Source organism: Mucilaginibacter sp. (genome assembly GCF_039921305.1).
GTDB lineage: Bacteria > Bacteroidota > Bacteroidia > Sphingobacteriales > Sphingobacteriaceae > Mucilaginibacter.
In genome coordinates this window covers 195,690-219,701 of sequence record NZ_JBDSCA010000015.1, presented here as the reverse complement: position 1 = coordinate 219,701, position 24,012 = coordinate 195,690, and the positions used below count along the sequence as shown (strand labels likewise).

The 24,012-nt window shown below is 42.8% G+C and carries 13 protein-coding genes; 7 read left to right on the top strand and 6 right to left on the bottom strand.

Annotated elements, in window-relative coordinates:
• The first annotated feature begins 68 nt into the window (after positions 1 to 68).
• A complete protein-coding gene (locus ABIN91_RS03800; protein WP_348048611.1) occupies positions 69 to 3,233 on the top strand; it encodes an ATP-dependent DNA helicase in 3,165 nt (1,054 codons plus the stop codon).
• 131 nt (positions 3,234 to 3,364) lie between these two features.
• Here the strand turns inward: ABIN91_RS03800 and ABIN91_RS03795 are convergent, their stop codons facing one another.
• The gene (locus ABIN91_RS03795) at positions 3,365 to 3,700 is read right to left on the bottom strand and encodes a hypothetical protein (protein WP_348048609.1); all 336 of its coding nucleotides are present in this window, start codon (positions 3,698 to 3,700) and stop codon (positions 3,365 to 3,367) included.
• Positions 3,701 to 3,866: 166 nt separating this feature from the next.
• Between ABIN91_RS03795 and ABIN91_RS03790 the strand changes: the two genes are divergently transcribed.
• Positions 3,867 to 6,461, top strand: coding sequence for a BamA/TamA family outer membrane protein (locus tag ABIN91_RS03790; protein ID WP_348048607.1), 2,595 nt, complete (start codon positions 3,867 to 3,869; stop codon positions 6,459 to 6,461).
• On the opposite strand, the gene ABIN91_RS03785 is transcribed toward ABIN91_RS03790, so the two are convergent.
• The gene (locus ABIN91_RS03785) at positions 6,451 to 8,859 is read right to left on the bottom strand and encodes a GAF domain-containing protein (RefSeq protein ID WP_348048605.1); all 2,409 of its coding nucleotides are present in this window, start codon (positions 8,857 to 8,859) and stop codon (positions 6,451 to 6,453) included. The two genes, ABIN91_RS03790 and ABIN91_RS03785, sit on opposite strands and share 11 nt — an antisense overlap.
• 120 nt (positions 8,860 to 8,979) lie before the next feature.
• Positions 8,980 to 9,597 carry a phosphatase PAP2 family protein gene (locus tag ABIN91_RS03780; protein WP_348048603.1) on the bottom strand — a complete coding sequence of 206 codons (618 nt, stop codon included), beginning with the start codon at positions 9,595 to 9,597 and terminating at the stop codon, positions 8,980 to 8,982.
• A gap of 123 nt (positions 9,598 to 9,720) precedes the next feature.
• Between ABIN91_RS03780 and ABIN91_RS03775 the strand changes: the two genes are divergently transcribed.
• The 3 genes from ABIN91_RS03775 to ABIN91_RS03765 are packed head-to-tail and all read left to right on the top strand — an operon-like array spanning position 9,721 to position 13,930.
• Positions 9,721 to 10,998 (top strand): Pycsar system effector family protein, encoded by a 1,278-nt coding sequence (locus tag ABIN91_RS03775; RefSeq protein ID WP_348048601.1) that lies wholly within the window; start codon positions 9,721 to 9,723, stop codon positions 10,996 to 10,998.
• A gap of 3 nt (positions 10,999 to 11,001) precedes the next feature.
• Positions 11,002 to 13,053 carry a polyphosphate kinase 1 gene (ppk1, locus tag ABIN91_RS03770; protein ID WP_348048599.1) on the top strand — a complete coding sequence of 684 codons (2,052 nt, stop codon included), beginning with the start codon at positions 11,002 to 11,004 and terminating at the stop codon, positions 13,051 to 13,053.
• Entirely contained in the window at positions 13,016 to 13,930 is a 915-nt protein-coding gene (locus ABIN91_RS03765; RefSeq protein WP_348048597.1) for an SdiA-regulated domain-containing protein, read from the top strand. Before ppk1 ends, ABIN91_RS03765 begins: the two co-directional genes overlap by 38 nt.
• 74 nt (positions 13,931 to 14,004) lie before the next feature.
• Here ABIN91_RS03765 and ABIN91_RS03760 read toward each other — a convergent pair whose 3' ends face one another.
• The 3 genes from ABIN91_RS03760 to ABIN91_RS03750 are packed head-to-tail and all read right to left on the bottom strand — an operon-like array spanning position 14,005 to position 21,164.
• Positions 14,005 to 15,078 (bottom strand): MBL fold metallo-hydrolase, encoded by a 1,074-nt coding sequence (locus ABIN91_RS03760; protein ID WP_348048595.1) that lies wholly within the window; start codon positions 15,076 to 15,078, stop codon positions 14,005 to 14,007.
• 32 nt (positions 15,079 to 15,110) lie between these two features.
• Entirely contained in the window at positions 15,111 to 19,679 is a 4,569-nt protein-coding gene (locus tag ABIN91_RS03755; protein ID WP_348048593.1) for a molybdopterin cofactor-binding domain-containing protein, read from the bottom strand.
• 18 nt (positions 19,680 to 19,697) lie between these two features.
• Positions 19,698 to 21,164 (bottom strand): hypothetical protein, encoded by a 1,467-nt coding sequence (locus tag ABIN91_RS03750; RefSeq protein WP_348048591.1) that lies wholly within the window; start codon positions 21,162 to 21,164, stop codon positions 19,698 to 19,700.
• A 408-nt stretch (positions 21,165 to 21,572) separates the two neighbouring features.
• On the opposite strand from ABIN91_RS03750, the gene ABIN91_RS03745 reads away from it, so the two are divergent.
• Complete coding sequence (locus ABIN91_RS03745; RefSeq protein ID WP_348048589.1) at positions 21,573 to 22,820, top strand: alpha-1,2-mannosidase; 1,248 nt, start codon at positions 21,573 to 21,575, stop codon at positions 22,818 to 22,820.
• Entirely contained in the window at positions 22,820 to 24,010 is a 1,191-nt protein-coding gene (locus tag ABIN91_RS03740; RefSeq protein WP_348048587.1) for an acetylxylan esterase, read from the top strand. The genes ABIN91_RS03745 and ABIN91_RS03740 overlap by 1 nt, the downstream gene beginning before the upstream one ends.
• Positions 24,011 to 24,012 lie beyond the last annotated feature (2 nt).

Genomic DNA, 24,012 nt, shown 5'->3' with positions numbered 1-24,012 from the left:
AAAGCGCGGGCCGTAGGTAACGCCCAAATGTTACTTCTCACTCCCGTCAAATCTTCGTATTTTTACGTATGCAATCTGCTTACCATAAATACAACGCTAAATTTCAGGAAGCTCTAAATAATTTGAACCCGCAGCAACTTGCCGCGGTGAATAAGATGGATGGGCCGGTGCTGGTTATTGCCGGGCCGGGAACGGGGAAGACACAGATACTGGCGGCGCGTATAGGAAAGATTTTGACCGAAACGGATGCTTTGCCGCACGAGATTTTGTGTTTAACTTATACGGATGCCGGCGCGGTTGCCATGCGTAAGCGGCTTTTTGATTTTATTGGACCCGATGCTTACCGGGTTAATATTTATACTTTCCACGCTTTTTGTAACGAGGTAATACAAGAGAACCTGGATTACTTTGGTAAGATGAATTTGGAGCCATTAAGCGACCTGGATGCGGCTTTGTTGTTTAGGGAGTTGGTAGATGATTTGGGTAACGACCATGTGTTGAAGCGCTTTACCGGGGATGTTTATTATGATGTGACAAGGTTGAAGAGCCTGTTCAGTACTATGAAGCGAGAGGGCTGGGGTATTGAAATGATAACCAAAGCGGTTGAAGATTATTTGGCCGATATCCCGACAAGGGAAGAATTTGTTTACAAGCGCGGCAATGCCAAACTGGGCATTAACGTAGGCGACCCAAAACAGAAAGATATTGACGCGGCTCACGAAAAAATGAAAAGTTTGCTTGCCGCGGTTGGCGAGTATAAAAACTACGATGCCAAAATGAAGCGTGATGGCCGCTATGATTATGACGACATGATCATTTGGGTGTTACGAGCCTTCCGTGAAAACGAGGAGATTTTGCGCCGCTACCAGGAGCGCTACCAGTATATTTTGGTGGATGAGTTTCAGGATACGAGTGGCTCGCAAAACGAATTATTGAAATTTATTTTGGCTTATTGGGAAACGCCGAACGTGTTTGTGGTGGGCGATGATGACCAGTCGATATTTAAGTTTCAGGGAGCCAATATGAAAAACATACTTGACTTTGCTAACGATTATGTGGCTACGCTGAATACAGTTGTTTTGAAGCATAATTATCGTTCTAATCAACATATTCTGGATATTTCGCGGGTGCTGATCGATAATAATAATGAGCGGTTAACCAAACAGTTAGCACTGGATAAGAATTTACAGGCAGCACACCCGAGGTTTGATGAGTTGGTGATTGAGCCCACCATCAGCGAATATGCTAACCAGGAACAGGAATTGGTTGACGTGGCTTTGAAGATAGAAAAGCTAATTAAAGATGGCGTTGAGCCGGGTGAGGTGGCGGTGATTTACCGTAATCACAGTCAGGTTGAAGAGATGGTTCATTTTTTGGATCAGAAAGGTATCGCGGTAAGCACCAAACGGAAGATCAATATTATTGAGGAGCCTTTTGGCGAGAAGATCATTAATATTTTGAGATACCTGTCGATGGAACTGGATTCGCCTTATAGCGGGGATGAGTTGCTGTTTGAGATCATGCACTATGATTTCTTTAATATCCCACCGATTGAGATCGCGAAAGCGAGTGTGAAAGTATCGGAGCAGAATATCAATTCGTATAAATCAAATGATTCTAAAACTTCTATCAGGCGTTATGTGAACGAGATGAAGCTGGTTAAACAGGCCAGTTTGTTTGATACCGCCGAGCAGAACCAGGAGATGAAATACCTGGTAAGCAATATTGACCTGTTGTTGAAGGATGCCGTGAGCTTAACCTTGCAGCAATTTTTCCAGCAAATGATAGCCAAAACCGGCATTCTGAAATATATTATGCAGCAGCCCAACAAGGGTTGGTACATGCAGATATTGACCAGTATTTTTAACTTTTTGAAAGATGAGAGTCGCAAGAAACCAGACATAACGGCTGCGGAATTTGTGGCTGTGATCGATCTGATGAAGCGCAATAAGATCAGCCTGGATTTGAACCAGGTTATTTTTACCGAGAACGGTGTTAATTTTATGACGGCGCATGGATCAAAAGGATTAGAGTTTGAGCATGTGTTTTTAATTGGTTGCAGCAAAAAGATTTGGGACAGCAAGGGCCGTAACAATGGCTTTAGTTATCCGGATACTTTAACGCAGGCGGCGGCTGATGATATAGCGCAGAAAGAAGAATCGCGCAGGTTGTTTTATGTGGCTTTAACTCGCGCCAAGCAGTGTTTGATGATATCGTATTCGGCCAGTGACAGGAGTGGTAAGCCGCAGGAGGCATCGCAATTTATTGGTGAGATATTGGCTGATACACATTTGCAGGTTCAGCACTCTAAGGTGAGCGGGGATGATATGGCGGAGTTTATTGCTACGCAGTTTAGCGAAACCATTAAGCCTAAGGTGCAACTGATAGATGATAATTATATTAATCAGTTGCTTCAAAACTATACGCTTTCGGTAACGCATTTAAGCAATTATTTGGATTGCCCGTTGAAGTTTTATTTTCAGAACCTGATCAGGGTGCCATCGGGTAAAAGCCCGGCGGCTACGTTTGGGCAGGCGGTGCACTGGGCCTTGAATAAGGCCTTTAGGGCCTTGGCGGATAACAATGATGAGTTTCCGCTTACGCATGAGTTTATGGATCACTACCGCTGGTATATGCGCCGGAACAGGGATTCGTTCACTAAGGAGGATTATAAACTGCGCCTTGAATATGGGGAGCGGATATTGCCGGTTTACTACGAGCAGAATTTAGAAGTATGGAACAAGGTTGCCATCACCGAAAAGGCCATCAAAAATGTAGAACTTGATGGAATCCCGATCAAGGGTAACCTGGATAAAATTGAGTTTAACGGCAAACAGGTTAACGTGGTTGATTATAAAACCGGGAAATATAAAAATGCTAAAGATAAATTTAGCAGGCCAGATGGTGTGGAAACTGTTGGTGGTGATTACTGGCGGCAGGCCGTGTTTTATAAGATATTAATTGACCATGACCGAACCAACGATTGGGATGTAATAAGCACCGAATTTGAATTTGTTGAACCAATAACCGAGGGCGAATATCATAAAGAAAAGGTGGTAATAACACCGGGCGACGTTGCCGAGGTGACTACGCAGATAAAAGATGTTTACCAGAAAATTATGAACCATGAATTTAGCGTAGGTTGTGGTAAAAAAGAATGTGACTGGTGCCACTTTGTGCGGAGTAATTTTGAGCAGGTAGGGGATGTGATGCAGGAGGAAGAAACCTCCTGAAGGAGAACAAAAATTTTAGATTGCGACAGGGTTTTTGTATATTGTGGGGAAGGGAAGCCAAGAGGTAAGACTCAGGAATTAAGATGAAATATTCTTACTATTTCCCCCTGTTAGTTCAGGGTAACATTAGATCAGATACTAAGCATGTCGTTAGGCTTGGTTAGTTTTTTCCAGATGGTGAATCCTCCATAGGCAAACATCAAAGCAATAAATACATATACCCAGATAGAGATATTGCGCCCGGCTATGATGAGGTACAAATAGGGGAGGCTAAAACTTACAGATGCGAATAGTAGCGGAACAAGGATGGGTTTTTTTGAGCGGTAAGTTTTTAACGCCCAGCCCAGAAAGCCAAAAAAGAAGAGCTTGCTGATTAAGTAAAGACAGCCCAACAGCAAAGGATCAACCTCATGCTTTTCGCCTAAGCCAATAATCCAGTCTTTAATTAGGTTGATATACTCCATCATTTATTGCAAGATATGAATAAAATTTGCTGAACATTATATTTATGTTTGTTATTACATACCACCGTTAATATTTAGCTTAAAAAAGGTGCGGTTTTTACAAGGTATTTGTGTTAATATAACATTGGTTTTGTATTCACCCTTATCACATTGCTCCCTGAGCGCATTTATGTTTAAGATTGCTTCAATACGCTTTTTGCTTTTAGCCGTTCCGTTATCAAGCCTATTAATGGGGGTTTCCTTTTCGGGATATTCCCAATCAAAACCTCATCCCGATAGTGTTAAAGTTGCCATAGCTCCCGAATATGATAAGGTTAGTGGCGCGCACCGCTTTTTTTTGGGCGAAGATTATCGTAAGCTATGGGCCACTCCGGTTAAATTCAGGGTGTTTCATTTGAATCAGGAAAAAGGCGGTCTGCAGATTTTACAGCGCGGGGGCGGTATGCAATCCAAATCGTTAAGGTTAAAGGATAAGAACGGGCAGGAGTGGGTGATCCGGTCGGTACAAAAGAATCCCGAAAAGGTATTGCCACCAACATTAAGGGCTACAGTGGCCAAGGATATTGTTCAGGATCAGATCTCGGCCGAGCACCCTTTTGCTTCGGTTACTATCCCGCCAATGGCAAAAGCTTTGGGTATACCGCATGCTAATCCCGAATTGGTTTATGTTCCGGATGACGCGGCTTTTGGTGAATACCGTAAAGATTTTGCCAACCAGGTTTTTTTGTTTGAGGAGCGCGAACCCCTTGACGCGGATAAAACGGATAATACAGACAAGGCGCAGGATAAACTACAGGAAGATAACGATAACCGTGTTGACCAGAAAATGGTTTTACGCGCACGCCTGCTTGATATGCTGGTAGGCGATTGGGACCGGCACGAAGATCAATGGCGCTGGGAACGTACAAAAAACGATACCGGCATAGTGTATGAACCCGTACCCCGCGACCGCGACCAGGTTTATTATGATGGATATGGCGTTTTTCCGTGGTTGCTTTCCAAGCATTTATTGATGGCTAAGTTTCAAAGCTTTGGCGATAAAATAACATCGATAGGGCGATGGAACCGCAATGCCCGTTACTTTGACCGCTATTTTTTAAATGGCCTGAGCGAGAAGGATTGGGAAACGCAGATAGATTTTTTCAGGAATACGCTTACGGATGAAGTGATCATAAAGGCAATTAAGCTAATGCCGCCTAATATTTATCAAATAAGCGGCGAGAGCATAGTGAACAGGTTGATTGCCCGACGTAACAATCTTAAACAACAGGTTTTAAGGTATTATCGCATTTTATCACAAACGGTAGAGATACCTGCCAGCGATAAGAACGAGTATTTTAATATCACTAACCTGCCCGATGGTAAGCTTTCCGTAAAGATCAATAAGCTGAAAAAGGATGGCAAACAAGAGCAGGTTATTTACGCACGCACTTTTGACCCGGCTGTTACCAACGAGATCAGGCTGTTTGCTATGGATGGGAAGGATGTATTTGCTATACATGGCGAAACCTCGTCGCCCATCAAAGTGCGAATGATAGGCGGGGGTGATAAGGATACCTTTTTGATTGATAGTACCCTTACCGGGAAAGGCAGGAGGTATATCTACGATCGATCGGACGAGAAGAATGTACTGCCCAATAAGAACCAGGCGCATATCCGTACATCTGCAGATACGAGCGTTAACACTTATGTAAAAAGGAACTTTAAGTACAATTATTTACAGCCGCTTATTGTAGGCAGTTATAATAAAGATTATGGCTTTCAGCTAATAGGCGATTTTATTTATCAGAAGCAGGGCTTCCGTAAAGAGCCATACGCGTTTAGGCAAAGTTTGCTGGTTAATTATGGTTTTGGTACAAACTCGCTCATGTTAAATTATAAAGGCGATTTTAAGCAGGTTGTAGGTAAAAACGATCTAATCATCGATGTACTATCGAAAGGGCCCAACTATACCAGCAACTTTTTTGGTTTGGGTAACGAGAGTGTTTTTGTGAATGAAAAACCGTTTAAGCTTAAGTATTATCAAAATATTTACAACTATCAGGAAGCTAACATCAGGTTGAAACATGATTATGGCAATTGGATCGCGAGCGTAGGTATTACAGCTCAGTATTATAATGGAGACCAAGAAGATAATCTAAGTAGGTTTTTAAGCGCTTATAACCAATTACATCCCAACGAAAATGTATTTGCCCCAACGGGATACGCGGGCCTTGCAGGTACAGTTTCTTTTGATACCCGTGATAAGGGAACCCTACCCCATAGGGGTATTTATTGGCGGACTGATATTACAGGCATGCGTGGTTTTGGCTCAAAGGCAAATAATTATGGTCAGGCTACATCCGAGTTTACCCTCTATCTTAATCCCGACAGAGACTCTGTATTTGTGATAGCCGCGCGTTTTGGCGGTGGTACAACCGTTGGCAACGCGGCCTATTATCAGCAAATTAAGCTTGGGGGTAATGAAGGGCTTCGCGGGTTTAATTTTGAGCGCTTTACCGGTAAAAGCATGGCCTATAATAATATTGAATTAAGGCTTAAAATGTTTGATTTTGTATCTTATGTAACTCCGGGAACCATAGGCATTATCGCTTTTAACGATGTGGGCAGGGTGTGGATCCCCGGCGAAAACTCCAATAAATGGCATGATGGTTATGGTGGTGGCATATACTTTATTCCGGCCGAGTTGATATTGATACAAGGGGTTGTAGGCCATTCAAGTGAGGGTACCTACCCTTATATTTCGGCAGGGTTTAGATTTTAACCAGCTTCAAACCATCGGGCTGTGATGGTAGTTTTGATAAGGCATCGTACAAAGCGGTATACATGTTTTGATCTCCGGGCTGGTTGTCCTCTTTATACAAAAGGTCAACACGTAATGCTTTTAAGCCCGAGATACCTTGCAGGTCTTCAACATCAAATTGCTCAACGTTTTTAGCCAATACATTTGCTTGTTGTAATATGGCAATGTATTGCCTGTACTCTTGTTCATCTTCGGCAGTGCTATAAATGATGGCTATTTTGCCTGGTTGGGTAATGCGCTCTTCGGTATCTTTAATACAAGCCTTATCTATCCGTTTTTTGATCACCTCGTAGCGGATATTGTAGGCGCCATCCACATCAAAATGTTTCTCGTCCATCCTAAAACGAATGTCTATCTGCGTACCAAAAACTAATACCAGTGATGCTACGCCTAATTCAATAGGGAGTGTTTTTTTAAGATGATATACTTCATTCTCCATTTCGGCAATAACACGCAATTGCCATAAGCGTAGGCGGCTAACATCTGCAAGGTCAAATTTTTGATTTGGCGCTATTGATTGGCCAATATATAGGTTATGCTCAACCCCATCGGTTTTAAACCGTTCGTAATAGTGCGGGAAATAAGGCTGTATCTCGGCTTGCCTTTTATCCATTATCGTGATTAGTTTGGCATTGAGCAGGGCAATAGTTTTTTCGTAGTTACGCCTGTCTGTAAAAAACTCACCTTCCGCCATATCGGTTTGTGTAAAGTAATCGGCTATTTTATCAGTTATAGCTTTATCATTACTATTTATAGCTGTTAATATGGGGTGGATATCGTTTTCTAAATAATGCTGTATTTGCTGCCCGGTGTCGGCATTCAGATTAATGGATAGATCAGTAAGAAACGTCTTTAAGGTTAATAGGCTATGCTCGGCAAGTTCTGTAAACTCATACTGATGCAGTTGCTCCAATAAAGCGATGAGCTTGTTGATCTGCCTTTCCAGATCATTCTTCACGCTCAAATTCCGGGTTATGGACGAATCTTTAATATCAACCTGCCCATACATTGGGTACACTTTTTTAAATGTGATCTGTTTTAAAGTATACGGAGCGCCCTCGTTACTGCTGTAAATGGAATTCTGGGCTTCGCGTTTAAATTTCCAGTCTACACTTGGATGCAGCGTGGTGTAATTATTTTGTATAACGGCCCTTACGCGGTTTTGGAACTCTTTGATTTTACGATCAATGCTATCCGTTAAAAAGGGCAGCACAACATCGAGCTTATTGGCATTAATGCTGTTGAAATCGTTTTTTCGTAATGATATGAATTCTAAAATACCGAGTAAAACACCGTCTTTAACAACGGGAGCTAAAATAAAGCTTTGCACATTTTGCGCTGCGAGGCGCTTCCCTGCTGAACTATCGGGTTCATCGGCTATAAACTTGTTAATATCGCTTACCGCGAAGTATTTGTGGCTCTCAATAACGAGCCGATGTGACTCGTTACAAAGTAAAGGAGCACCATCATCACTCTGGTCTGCCGGTAATAAATAGCTTTGAAGTTTTTTACCGGGAGAGGTATTGTTAAATTCACCTAACTCATTATCAAAAGGTGTAAAGCCAACATGCAGATCAGGTATTCCATAAATAGAGGCTACTATGGTTTCAAAGTTGTGCTGAATATCGGGGGCCGGTGAGTTACCCAATAAATCGCTCTTTAATGTTGATACAGCGTTCTCTACCGTCACATCAAACAAGGTCATGATAGCGAAACCTTTTAGCAGATAGCTTTTATCCGGGAATTTTGATTTCCAAAGATCCAGATCATCATAATTGTCCAATAGCAAGCTTATATCTTCTGGCGAGAGTTTTGGAGATTTTGGCGTATGAATGATTTCCAGAAAATCGGCGTTGTAAAATATTCGGTAATGTTTAATAATTCCGTTGGCATCCGGAATATCATAAAATAAAGGTTTGCTAAAATTGAGTTGGGTGCCGTAAAACCTGTTCAGTATCAGGCAACAACTGGCTATAAAAAACTGGTGATCGTCAAAATCGCGAATGTTAACGTCAAAGTTATTACCAGCCGCTTTTAAGATGTTTTTAAAACGCGCGGATATATTAAATAAATAGCCTTGGTAAGGTATGCTTATTGCTTTGATCTCGTTTACACTAAGCGATGGCGGAAATAACTCGGTTAACAATTCGGCAATAAGGGGTTCGCTATTTTCTATCTGGGCAATATCGGTAATGCCATCTCTTAGTTCTGGATGCTGATTCACCCTTTTTAACAGATCTTTTGCCTTCTCACTATCGTATGCAATATTACTCGCTGCCACTTGTTCCAGCTTTTCGATCACTTTATGGAAAGAAAGCCGGAGTTGAAAAGGGCTTAATGGGAATTGCGGGAGATTCATGTACAGATGAGATTATTGCTGCAAATTTATATAAATATAAAACCATATCGCATCAAAAAAAAATTCCTGACCTGTAGATGAGGACAAAATGACGTAAAGAATATTATTATACCTTGCAGATCAGGGCTTTTGCATTCCGTTTTTCAATATCAGCATGGTTGCCGCGCTGGCACCGCCTACTAAAACACCACCCGCAACATCGGTAGGGTAATGAACGCCGAGATACATGCGCGAGTAACCTATTGAACCTGCCCAAAAATAGGCTGGGGCAATTATATACCATTTGGGATACGCGATAGATAATGCTGTAGCGGTTGCAAAAGTACTGGATGTATGCCCGGATGGGAATGAATAGTTTTGGGCTACGTAAACAGATGTGATCTTAAGGTTTTTGATAAATGGCCTTGGCCGTTTTACAATGATCTTCACGAGGTAAGTTAACCCGTATGATATTGCCGTGCTGCTTGCAATGTATAAAGCATTTTGACGCATTTGCTGATCGTTACCAACTATGCCGCCTACCAATAAAGCCGCGGGGGTGCCAATATCACCATATTTGTAGGTGTTTGACATGAACAGGAAAAAGGCGGTCTTTTCGGGCGTACGATGTTCGGCCAGATCGATCATGATGTTGTTATCCAATCGTTCTATTCCGGATAGCTGTGCATGCGAAGCTTTGGGGGTAGTAATAAGAAACAGGAATGGTAAAAATGACAATAAAAAGAAACGTACATGCATATAATGAAATTTTTAAGCCAATTTTACCGTTAGAATCTCTTACTTTTATTATGCAGAGCAAGTTAGTAATAATTAGATAAAGCCGAACAGCAAACTGCCTCAACTATACAAAATTACCTTATAATGAACTATCAGCAATTACTTCAGCAAGTACAAGATCATGTGCTTAACTATTATAAAACACACGATGATAGTAAGCTTATTTATCATAACCTGCAACATACTAATGGTGTGGTTGCGGCCGGTACCGAAATAGCCAACCACTATCAGTTAAGTGATAGCGACTTTTTTATTGTAATAAGCGCATGCTGGTTTCATGATACGGGGTATTTTGAGGATCCTAAGAACCACGAGCGTAAAGGCGCCGAACTTGCCGCTGAGCTTTTAAAAACACTTGGGGTGGATGAAGAATCTATTACCAAAGTAAAGGCTTGCATTATGGCTACCCAGATGCCACAATCGGCCTCAACTTTATTGGAGCAGATTGTTTGTGATGCGGATCTTTTCCATTTAGGAACAGATGCGTTTTCCGAAAAAGATAAGCTGATGCGCAAGGAGGTAAACGCCTGCCACAACATGGACTTGTCTAAAGAGGGATGGCATCAAAAAACCATCAAATTTTTACAGGATCACCAATATTATACAGAATACTGCAAGCTGTTACTGAGCGGAAAGCAAGCTAAAAACCTGGCTGATGTGCAGAAAAAGATCAATAAAAAAGAAGATAAGGAAATTAAAGAAACTAAGGAAGAAGTAAGCCAGGATATAGTTAAGGATACCATAGTAGTAAACAATCCTGATCAGCAAATCAAAACTGAGAAGAAGAAAAATAAGGATAAGAATAAGGATCGTCCTGAAAAGGGCATCGAAACCATGTTTAGAATTAGTTCATCAAACCATCAGCGTTTGAGCGATATGGCCGATAGAAAGGCTCATATCATGATTACTGTTAATTCGATCATTCTATCGGCAATTATCAGTTTGGTGTTGCGTAAGATAAGCGAGTATGGGTTTTTAATTATCCCATCTATTATTTTACTCACCGTTAGTGTGCTGGCTATTACGTTCTCTATCCTGTCAACCAGGCCAACTATTCCGAAGGGGGTTTTTACCCGGGAGGAGGTTGATAATAAGCAAGTGAACCTGTTGTTTTTTGGTAACTTTTATAAAATGCCGCTTGATGATTTTAGCTATGGTATGCGTGCCATGATGGAGGATAGCGATTTTTTATACGGTAGTTTAATTAAGGACGAATATTCGCAGGGGGTTGTGCTGGGGCGCAAATATCAACTGTTGCGGATAGCCTATAGCATTTTTATGTTTGGACTTATTGCAGCGGTTTTGGCTTTTATTATTGCGGCAGTGATTGCTAACCATGCTGCACCTGCAACAAAAGCTTAATTGATGGAATACCGTTTTTATAACCGCGATTTAAGCTGGCTCAGCTTTAATGAGCAGGTAATGGAGCAGGCAGCTAATGCCAATACGCCATTGCTTGAGCGCATTAAGTTTTTAGGCATTTGCTCATCAAACCTGGATGAATTTTACCGGGTGCGTATGCCTGTTATCCGAGCCTTGCATAAGATAGGCACCAAAGAAAGTAGTTCGATAGATGGTGATGAGCGTGCTGCTATCTTACAAAAAGTTATAGATACTATTAATAAGCTGCAGGTAAGGTTTGGTAGTATATTAACTACGCAAATTATTCCTGAGCTTAAAAATAACAAAGTTTATTGGCTTTACAACGAGCCTTTGCCCGAAGCTGTTGTACAACCGGTAAAGGATTATTTTATGGGCGAAGTGCTGGCTTTTATGCAGCCAGTAAGTCTGGATAATAACAAGTCTTTCTTCCCAGAAAATAATAAGCTGTACTTTATGGTACAATTGATGGATGGGGATCAAGAAGAGATCGTGCTGCTTAATATTCCATCAGATGATCTGCCAAGGTTTTACACTGTAAAAGCAGGCGATGAGCAGTATATTATATTTCTGGATGATGTGATCAGGTTTAACCTGGATAAAATATTTAAAGGTAAAACGGTTAAAAGTTGCTACAGCTTTAAGGTTACCCGCGATGCCGAACTTGATCTGAAAGATGATTATTCGGGCGACCTATCCGACGAGATAGAGCAGCAGTTAAAAAAACGGGATTTTGGTTTTGCTACACGCTTTTTGCATCAGGCGGGTATCCCTTTGCGTATTTTACAAAAGGTAAGTGTGCAGTTGGATATGGGCAACGCAACTACGGTGGCAGGTGGTGTATATCATAATCTGAAAGATTTGACGGCGATACCTTTAAGCTTACCCGGCTCATCATTTAAAAGCTGGCCGCCCATAGTGATCAATGAGCTGGCACAAGCCGAATCATTAACCTCGATTATTCGCCGTAAGGATATGATGGTGCATACGCCTTACCAGAGCTATGATACTATGCTGCGCTTTTTTAATGAAGCGGCCATTAACCCCGATGTGGAGGAGATCAGCGTAACGCTATACCGTGTGGCCAGTAATTCCCGCATTGTGAACGCCTTGATAAGCGCCGCCAGGAACGGGAAAAGTGTGCGTGTGGTAGTTGAGCTAAAAGCCCGCTTTGACGAAGCCAATAACCTGAAATGGGCCCAGAAAATGAAGAGCGCCGGGGTGAAGATATATTACAGCATAAACGCCAATAAAGTGCATGCCAAAGTTGCTTTAGTTAAAACCCGTAATGGCGACAGGATGCTGTATTCGGGATTATTGGCGACAGGTAATTTTAACGAAACTACAGCTAAGTTTTATACCGATCATATTCTGTTCACTACCAATAAAGACATACTGCGCGAAATTGAATTGTTGTTCTTGTTTTTAGTGCGCCGCGAAAAGCCATCGGCAGAATTGCCTATTAATTTCCAGCATATTTTAGTGGCCCAGTTTAATTTGCAAAGCAGGTTTATTGAAATGATAGATCGCGAAATTGCATTCGCGGCCCAGGGTTTACCGGCCCGTATCACCTTAAAAATGAATAACCTGGAAGAGCGTGTGCTGATCAGTAAATTGTATGAGGCATCACAAGCCGGGGTGCAGATCAACCTCATCATCCGGAGTATTTGCTGTTTAATTCCGGGAGTTAAAGGCATGAGCGAAAACATTACCGTTAAACGGATTGTTGACAGGTACCTGGAGCATGGCAGGGCGTTCATATTTAATAACAACGTTAAGCCCGAAGTTTATTTAGGATCGGCAGATTGGATGAACCGGAATATTTATAACCGGATAGAAGTTTGCTTCCCTGTTTATGATGAGAAAGTAAAGGCGGAGGTTATGGCTATTATTAATCTGCAATTGAAAGATAATGTGCACGCCGTGTTATTGAACGATGAAATTGAGAATGTAAAGATGGATGCGCAAGCGCCGTTGATACAATCTCAACATGCTATATATGAGTTGTTACAAAGCACAGCAAAAGATAAAAAATAAAGATATGGGCAGGAAAGGAACGAGCATGTTTATCAGATCAACATTAATAATTAGTGGAATAATTACTGCGTTCTCCTGTACCAATGCGCAAACTTATACTAGTCCTAAAGGCTATGACCTGACTAAACCAACCCGGTTTAATATGCCTGATAAATTACGTGAGATATCGGGTATCGCTTTTTACCATGGCAAGCCCGATTCACTGTACGCCGAAGAGGACGAAACTGGCCGCGTATATTACTTTCGTTTGGGCGATAAACAGGTTAATCACTCTACATTTGGTAAGGCTGGGGACTATGAGGACATTGCCATTTTAGGCGAACAGGTTATTATGCTTCGAAGCGACGGCGTGCTGTTTACATTCCCGTTTAAGGGATTGAGAAACCCGGATATCGGTAACGTGCAAAAATGGAAGGATATTTTGCCGCAGGGCGAGTACGAAGGTATGTACGCCAACGAAAAAGAGCAACAGCTTTATGTGTTATGCAAACATTGCAGTGATGATAAAACCAGCAAAAGCAGCAGCGGATATATCTTTAAAATAGCCAACGGGCAAATCAGGCAAAGCGGTACTTTCAGTGTAAACGTGAAAGAAATTGAGGCGTTAATGAGTACAAAAAAGATCGCCTTCCATCCATCAGCATTAGCTAAAAACCAGCAGACTAATGAGTGGTATATACTTTCGTCGGTAAATAAAATGATTGTGGTTGCTGATAATAACTGGAAAGTGAAATCGGTTTATCCCATTAATCCCGGCTTATTTATTCAACCGGAAGGTATTGCTTTTGATAATCAGAGCAACCTGTATATATCAAACGAAGGCGACAAGATCACACCAGGAACAGTATTCAAGTTTAATTATAACGCGGCTAAGTAGTTTATAGATTAACCAATAAAAAGCGCCTTTGATTTTTTATCAAAGGCGCTTTTTAAAAAACTATTAACCAGCTTTTACTTGCCCCTGGCTAAGGTATATACACCAGCATCACTGGCTGTGATTGTGATATTTCCATCCCAGGCGGTGGAGTAAATGTTTTTAACCACTTTACCTAAGATGAACTTTTTGGACCCTGTTCCTTCGTGAACGGTGATGGGCGTTGGCCTGTTACCCGGTACACTTGCAGAAAGCAGGGAGATAACGGTACTGCTCGGGTGCCCGTATGAATAGGTTGAAAAAGTTTCGATAGGAGGGCCCTGGCCCGTGTTCCATATCCCACATGATATAATGGCGTATTTAGGTGATACCGCCTTTAAATAAGCCGCTGTAGTAGCGTTAATTGAACCATGATGACCTACGCGTAAAACATCAACGTTAAGCGCTGTACTGGTACCATAATAATTCATCAATTGGGTAAGGCCTTCTAACTGTAAATCGCCGGTGAATAAAAAGGATGATTTACCGAATACAACTTTGATCACTACACTGTGGTCATTTTGGTTATCAAATTCTTCGGATGTCCAGCTCGCTGGTTTGGTTTGAAACCTTCCGGATAAAATACTGATCTGGGGGTTAGTTACAGAGCAGTTAATCGGATCGATGATGTTGTTTGTAATACCCTTGTGATCGCCACTGGCTATGGCTTGCTCGTAAGAATAGCTGGCATAAGGAATGCCTTTTTGCTGGGCCATTTTTTCCATCGCTACCTGGTTTTCTGAACCCGAACCGGTTGGCATTCCGTTGTCAATAAAATGAGTAATGGTGAAATTTTTGGCCACTCTATCCAAAGCAAAATCATGATCAATATGGTCATGGGTAATAATTACCAGATCAAGCGTATTGTTCAGATCTGTTCTGCGGGCGAAAAAGGCTTTGAGATAAGTAACCAATTTAGCCGCGTAAACGGTATCGGCCGCGCCTGCATCTATCAATATGGCACCACACTGAAACTCAAGTAAGGTAGCATCGGCCTGCCCTACATTTATAAAATGTGCCGACATGGTGTTGGGTGTACTTTGCCCGTTACTTTTAATTGCGAATACGAGCATAAAGGCAATTGTACACAACAGCCTGAGGTTTAACTTCATGTTGATTTAGGTTTATAGTTTAATTAATAGGTTTAAAAATCTTTATTACTTACTTCACAAGCTTCGCGTACTTCCTGCACCGTTGCCGGTGAATCCATTTTGAACAAACCACTCAATTTTCTTTCAATGCGCGATGCTCTCACCGCGGCCTTAATAGCAAAGAAAACCGATGCTGCCAATACCAAAGGCGGCTCGCCCACTTCTTTAGCCGACATGATATCCGACGGGCTTTGAGGGATGTTTACCACATCAGGATTATTCCGTGGGAACAAATGCACATTCATTTCCAAAGGGATGGTACTTGTTGCAGGTGGTTTATACGTCCAGGTGTTTAGGGTATTTAATCGCCCGGCATCTGGTCCTTCTGGTTCATAAGCCAGTTTTTCGGTTAAAACATAACCAATACCCTGAACAAAAGCGCCTTCAACCTGGCCCACATCAAGGGCGGGGTTCATGCTCCAGCCGATATCGTAAACAATATCCGAGCTTAGTATCTTGGTTTCTCCCGTAAGGATATCCACTTCAACAACCGAGCAAGCCGCCGAGTACGTAAAGCCGCTAAAGGAATCAAAAGCACCCGGTGCCCCATCAGGTTTACTGATGTAGCCGGGAATTTTGGGCTGCTCGTTATTGGGTTTATAGCTCAGATTAGGCGTTGGGGTTTCACCACCAGTAATGGGCATGTTAAGGTTGCAGGTAAGGCTTATCCTGTTTTGGAAGGCCATTGAAACCAGGTTTTGCCATATCAATTTGCTTTTTCCTGTACTGCCGCCTGGTTCTGCCCGCCAACCTAAAATACCGTGGTTCCAAAAATCAATGCCTTGTTTTTGGCACCATTCGTTACCGTGTTGTTTCAGCATTTCGTAACCAAAATCCATTAAGCGGGAACGTAACTGCTCACACACCCGTTTTACAGCTTCGGCATTGTACGATGTTCCGGTAGATGCGCCGGTGCTGGTTGGGTTAGGTATGATACTGGTTTTTGGTCCTAAAACTTCGATCAGCGTCATCGGTACATTCAGGATGTAAGATGCCACCTGCCTGATCTGCGTTAGCAAACCCTGCCCCATTTCTACACCGCCCTGGTGAACAATGATGCTGCCATCGCCCTGGTAAATAGATACCATTGCGCCCGATTGTTCCAGCAAGGTTAGGTTATAACCAGATCCATATTTAACCGGGATAATACTCAGGCCGCGTTTGCGCCATTTGTTTTGTTTATTGTATTCGGCTACCTCTTTCACTTTGCTATCATAAGCGGTTTTTTCTTTCAGGTATTTCCATACCTGCTTCATGTAGCAATAGGTGAGTGCCTGCCCGAATGGGGTAACATCGCCACGATCATATAAATTCTTTTCTCTTACTTCTTCGGCTGTCATCCCGATAGAGAAAGCGGCATCGTCAATAGCGTTTTCCAGCATTATCTTCCCCTGGATATCTCCAAAGGCACGGAACGCTGTGCTTGGAGAGGTATTGGTACGGCAAACATCAATCTGCGCCTGAAAGTTGGCAATGCGATAAGCATTGTCTGCCCGGGTGATGATACAGTTGGATACGATGAAAGAGCAATCGTAAAAAGCACCCCCATCGCCATACATTTTATTGGATAAACCACGCAGCAAGCCTTTATTGGCCGGAGTGGTTTCTCCTTTATCTATCGCTATCTGGTATTGCGAATAATAGGCGTGTCGTTTACCTATCATACCTGTATCCTGCTCGCGCGAAAGTATCAAACGTACCGGCCGTTTCAATGCTTTGGATGCAACGGCAGCCGCGGCAAAAACAAAATTGCTTTGCTCGGTTTTACCACCAAAAGCGCCACCAACCGGTGATACACGTACATCAATGCTGTTATATTGCACCGCTGTTGACATGGCTACAGCCGAGTGTACACCCATTGGGCTTTGCGATGATGGGCGGATGATGGTTCTTTTACCATCAACAGGTTCGGCAATAACGGCCTGGGTTTCCATGTAAAAATGTGCCTGCCCGCCTGATAGTTGGGTTGATTCTACAACCGCGCATATATTGCCATCAACTAAAGTTGTGCGGTTAACTATCTTTTCGTCTACCGGGTTTTTCGTTTTTACCCATTCCAGCTGGCTACCTGGCCGGGTTATTTTCCAGATGTGCGAAACAAAGCTGGCCGCTTCCGGATAATCGGGATAAATGCTGTTCTTATCGATAGCATCTTTTAAACTCAGGATGGGTTTGCTCCACCAATCCGGTGTATTAGGTATCGGATTGACTGCTGTATAACCTACACAATTGTCGGTTACGTAATCGGCTATCATTTCGGCATGCTGTTCGCTATCCGCTCCTATCATGGCAATACATTGGCCTACATAGTTTACTTCACCAGAACTAAATACGGGCTGATCGGCACCCATGCCAAGCATGTTGATACCACCATCCTTAAATACTTCGTAGTTGATCAGATCAATAAAGCTGTCAAACTTTCCGGATAGGTAATCCCGTAACTCATTTGATGTTACCTGGCCTTCCTGGCCCGGAATGGTGAAATAATAGTTAGCCAACGATTTCCGACTTTGTACCAAACTACCATATACAGTTCCCGGTGGAACGGGTAATTCATGCGTATAATGTAACTGGCCCGAAGCCTGTTCAACCGCTGTAAATTTGATATATGGTTTAGATAGCGGGGCCTTAAATTCCTGAGCTTCGTAATACTGAAGGCCGTTGCTTACCGGCCATCTTCCCCATGTAATGAGGGCGCTTGAGCGGATACCTGGCGGAACGTTAACACCTTTCTCGATCAAGGTTTTGATAATAGCTTTATAGAAAAAAGCAACAGCCAACTGTACTTTATAGTCATCGGTAAAACCTTCATCGGGTAAACCATGCAGTCTTTTTTTCCATTGTAGCATTACGGCTTTAACCTCTTCGGTTAATGATGCGATGAGATCCGGAATCAATTGTAAGGTGAGTACTTTGCCTGATAATAGTTTTTCTGTTTTCGCCGCCTGCCATGGGTAGGGAGCCAAGCCACCAAAAACCAGACGGACATCGTTTACCTTCATACCCGCGTTTGTTTCTATCCGTATTGCCGAGTTAACAATACTATGCGAGTTAACATCCCGCAAAGCTACTTTTTGAGCAAGGATAACATCATCGGCCGTGCCAAATGGAATATGGAACGCCAGTAATACCATGCTTTGAGCAAGCTTCGGATTTTTGAGCAGGGTATCTGCAATTTCGCCAACTGTGCTGCTTTTAACACTGCTGCCTTTGGGGCCGTATGGGTCTATATAATCTATCTTAACATTGGCCGCGGTAAGGGCGGTTAACAGATCTGAAGGGAAAGGTTCACCAGCCGCGATGTGTTTAAGTACCAGCATGGTATTACCGCCAACGCTTGCCGCGTTACGAACAATACGGCCCGCTGTTCTTTTGGCCATAAACAGGGCCGCTCCCCAAGGCATAGTTTCAGGATCGCGACCTTTTGGAATATGGGTTGCGTATTTTTGCAAAGCGCCTTCGAGTATTTTGATCAGGCTGCTATAGGTTGTACCCGAGGAAACTTTGATGGATTGTGCTGTAACAACCGGGGCAAAATTTAACTCAGGAACGTTCCGGAGATCAACCACAATGCTGGCATCCAAAAATTCGGACTTGTAAATACCATAGCCTGTATTGGCATGAACCATAAATGGTTGCTCGTGCTTATACTTTTTTAAGGTATCGGTTAGCTCTGTTAAAGTTACCGGGTTGATCCACTTGCGTGTACCATCGTCAACAGATACGCCATGCGCTGTTTTTCTGGCTTCGGGTGGGAAGGGGATCACGATGGATGAAGCCGCCAATTGCGACCTTACGGCATCATCACCCAAACATTTCATCCGTTCCTTTTCATCTTTTGCAGTCCAGTCGGATGCGAAGGTTTTCATCCCCGTAAGGATGGGCCTGTAACCTGTGCAGCGGCAAACATTACCATCAAATATATCTTCGATCTCTTTTTTGGTAGCTTTAGGATTATTGGCTATAAACTCCGACATGTTCATCACAAAGCCTACGGTGCAATAGCCGCATTGCGTACCATTATTCATGGCCAGGCAAAGCGCCACCGGGTTCATACCCATTTGGGTAACTTCTGATGGGAAAGGCGAAACATCGGGCTGCAGCAATATATCTAACGAATCTGATTGCTTTGCCGCTATCTGAATTGTTTCGCTAACCTGCTCTCTTTTTTCCTGCACTTCTACCTGCGCTTTTACTATCGAGTTAGACAAAGGCTGATCGGCAGGTGGTGCCGCCCTGCTAAACGCTTGGGAGTGTGTAAGGTACTCGGGGTTGGGCTTACGTGCCGCTCCGGTACCTTCTACGGTGGTTACCACCATGCCATCAACAGCCACCAATGGCCGTAGGCAGGAGTTGATGGCGAGGTGATCGGCAGTTTTACCTTCGGCGTTCCATTGCGAAACAATAACGGTACAACCACCACAGCCACCTTGTCCGCAAGGTTTTTTGGGCCCGCATAAATGAACCTCCGGCGATCTTAAATAATCGATCAACAGGGTATCAATCGACGGATTATCCACGGTTACCCGTTTACCATTCAGGAAAAAAGAAATAGAATGCATGTCTGGATTTATTAGCTGTTAAAATGATTGTCCTTCTGGTAAAACGTCGGCTTTTTGTTTTTTGCCGCCTTTTTTAAGTGTCTTCATCCGGGTAAAAGGCATGCCACCCCTTACTGCCATATGCTGTACGCCGGCAAACTGGCTGGCATAATAACCACCTACATCTTTATTTTTCCATAACCAGTAATATTCCAGAGCCAGCGAAACCTGTAGCGAGAAATCGGTTGAGGTAGCCTTTTTAGGATCGTAAGCGGTACCACATTTAAAGTTGCGATAGTATTTTTTCCAGGCAGGGCTGTTGGTATTGGTTAAATATTTCATAGAGCCATTGGCTGCTGTATCGCCAATAAAGGCTTCATCGGGTACCAGTTTAGCCAATTGAGGGAACTCGCCTGTTGCATGGCATGACATACATGAAGCCGTGTTCAAGTCAACCGGGCCATCCAGACGGCCACCCCAACCTAAATGCTGCGGAGGAAGATCGGCAGAGGGGTTGATAAAGGTTTCTTTCAAAGTATCATTGATCATGGTTTTTACAACCGGGTACGGGTTGATCCAGTTGGTGGTGTATTTACTATCGTTACCAAATTGGATACCTACCGGTACTAAATTGGCTACGCGCTCTTTCATGGTATTGCCTTTGTGTAGGTTGCCATTGTAGCAAAAGTTGCCAAATATCCAGCCGGTGCCGTATTTTTCGGCAGCTTTATCACGCACCATAATATCCATTTGGATCAGGTTCATGGTTTTAACTATCCTTTTTACACTGTCTTTAAAAGTAGGTGTGATAAAGGCCAGTCTGGTATACGGGTTTTTCAAAAAAGGTACATCGGTAGAGTCCAGATCGGTATACAAAAATTTAAAGATCACGGTTCCTATCGGGAAACCACCTTTTGGCGCTTGTGTAACAAAAGGATCGGGATCGGTTTTGGTGTTCCACATTTTATAAAGCGTGTGACCGGCAAAATCGTTATAGTAACCAAGCGCGTATACCTGCCCGTTATGCTTTTGTTCGGGGGCTAATTGGTATGGGCTTACAGGTGCTTCTTTAGCTAAACCGCTAAAACCTTCGGAGGCCAGCGGGCCGTAATGCAACCAGGGCATGTGGTACCAATCGCGTTTTTTATTGTCCTGCGCTACAAAGTCGGCCTCAACCATGCCATCAAAGCAATACTGTTTGGCGGCTTCGAGCCATTCCATCCATCTTTTTTTATCGTCAAACGGGATCTTGAAGAATGCAGGGATCTTATCGTCGCCGGGTAAAGCTTTAGGGTAATCCTGGCTTAGTTTAAATATTTTATGACCAGGGTAATCCTTAACAAATTGGGCCACGGGTATCATGGCGCCAAAGTCGGGAAAGTTTTTAGAGTCATCTACAGTTTTTTCGCCGTTATCCGGGGCTTTTTCGCCAGGCGACGCGCATTTTAAAAAGGTCAGGATCGCGATAACGCAAACGACCATCCATAGGATTTTGTACTTGTTCATGATTAAGGTTAGGTTTAAGAAAAAATATATATTAATCGGTTTTACCCGCAAAATAAATCTCGAAAAAAAATAATTGGTAAAAACATTAATCTTCTAAATTTCAAATGGGGATTATTTGATAAGTAGCTAGATGGTAACTAAATAATGTTTTATTAAATGTAAGGCTATATTTTAATAAAACAAATTAATTATATTAAAATAAGTATTTTTTTTATATTAAGTATTGAGATATAAAAAATATAAAAAGTATAAATATTTTGCTTTGGGTGTAAGTTGCGATCAAGGAATACGTCTGTTCTTCTGTAATTCCAGCCAGGTGCTTGACGATAACAGTTACTAATTTGCCAATAGCATGGCGTATTAAAAGGTTGTTTATTACTTATTTGACCCCATATTTCATCAATACCTATGACCACTAAATTAAGCCTCCCTGTAATAAAAATCGCTATGTTAGTTTGCAGCGTTTTTATGTTGGGTATCGAGCATGCGCACGCGCAAAAAATGATCATCGAAAGTTTGACGGGGCCTGTTACGCAAAACGAAATAGATGCTTTTAAACAGCATATTGAAACGGTGAACGCCCCGCCGGGGAATGGTAATGTTTGGGTATTTGGCAATGGTGGTAAAAGCATTGAAGCCTGCGGGCTGATGTACGAAGTATCGCATGATAAAACTATTTTGAACAGGATGATCTATTACTGTGATGAGATGCTTTCGCGGAGGAATGACTTGTGGCCCGCAGATAAGGGAGGGCAGCGGATTGTTTGGACCGGTAAGATAGAACCGGTTTGGCCATCATCAAACCCTGAGGTATCGCCTGCCGGAGCAGGGGTAGAGCAAGGAGACGAAATAGCGCATATGGCTTTTTGTGCTAAACTTATTCTGCAAAACCCATTGTTATGGGATAGTAAAGTTGATATAGGCGATGCCTATCACTATGGGGCTACCTATAAAGAGCGAGCCTTAAATTATATTAAACAAGGCGACTATGTTATTGATAATTGGATACTGCCCCGCTTTATCCGCGCAAGCGAAAATAATCACTACTATTTCCCCGGTGCGCCAAATACCTATAAACCCAATGAGCCGGCTCCATGGAACCAGGCCTGGATGGTTACCAATGCTTTGGTGAGATTGGTAGAATGCCACCTGATACTAAACGACGATACTAAACGGATAGTCAACTATGATGCCATTGTACAACCTAATATTGATTGGTTTTTAGCGAACACAAAACCAAACAGATCTGCAAAAGGTACGGTCTGTTATACCTGGGCCTATGCTTATCCGAAAGGTATGGAAGATACCAACCATGCGGCTTACGATAGCGAAGGCCTTTGGATAGCTTATGATAGCGGCAGATACCATTTAACGTTTAACGATGTGCTGCCTTTTGCCAATACTTATTGCGATGTGGTAATGGGTACGGTAACCAACGGCAAATTTGCGGGCCGGGTAGATGGTTCAACCGGAACCGGGCATGGCGGTGGCGATAATTTTGTGCGCGATGAGTATCTCTATCTATCAGAGTTTAGGCCAGATATGTTTATGGAGATGGCCAATGCCGAGATCAATACCAATAAAGTTGCCGTATCAATGCCCATAACCGCCCGCTTGCTTTGGGAAAAGGACCGCAGGTATAAAAACAAGAAGTAATGAAATCTATTCTGTTTGTATTTTGCTTTTTCACGGTAATGTGCCAGGCACAAATTAAAGGCACACTTTGGGATATTAAAGGCATTTATGATGTGCCGCAGTATAAAACCGTAAGTACAGATTCGGCCATTGGGATAATATATCAGGGCTTGACTTATAAGGGTAAACCACAAAATGTATTTGCTTATTATGCCACGCCGGGTACTTTGGGTGGAGATAGGAGCAAGGATAAAAACCTGCCGGCTGTGATATTGGTACATGGCGGGGGCGGCACAGCATTTAAAGAATGGGCCATTATGTGGGCAAAAAAAGGCTATGCCGCTATGGCGATGGATTTGCGGGGCAACGGACCCGGCAAAAAACATATTGAAGGTGGTTTTGATGAGGATAATGCCCAAACCCCCTACTTTGCTATTACACCCGGTATTAATGAGCAATGGATGTTTCAGGCTGTAGCCGACGTGATACTGGCGAATAATTTGATACGCAGTTTCGCGGAGGTTGATATTAACCAGACGGCCATAACAGGAATAAGTTGGGGAGGTATTATTACCTGTTTAATGGCCGGGGTTGATCAGCGGTATAAAGTTGGTGTACCTGTTTACGGATGTGGATACCTGTTTCAAAACAGCTCGATGCGCCAGGGCTTACTACAGCTAAACGAGCATGATAGACAAACCTGGATAAGGCAGTACGACCCATCAAACTACATCGTGAAAAGCAAAATGCCTTTGTTGTTTTTAAATGGCGCTAACGACCCGCATTTTTACCTGGATAGTTATGCTAAAACTTATAAGCTGGTGAACGATAAAAATATCAGTATAAAGATAGGGCTTAAACATAGTCACCATTACGCCTGGCTTAACGATGAGATTTTCGCTTTTGTTGATAGTTACCTTAATCATGGTACGCCTTTGGCCAAAATTGCTGATCCCGAAATTGGTAGTTCATCAATTACGGCATCGGTAAAACATACATCACCAATAAATAAAGCCTTTTTTAATTATACTACAGATACCACCCATGTGCTCATGAATAGAAAATGGGTATCAACTGAGGTGAAGTTTAATGATCATGCCATCATAGCGCCATTACCGCCAAAGGGTGTAACGCTATGGTACCTCTCGTTAATTGATGACCGGGGCTTACAGGTTTCGGGCCCGGTACAGTTCATTGATCCTAAATTATGACC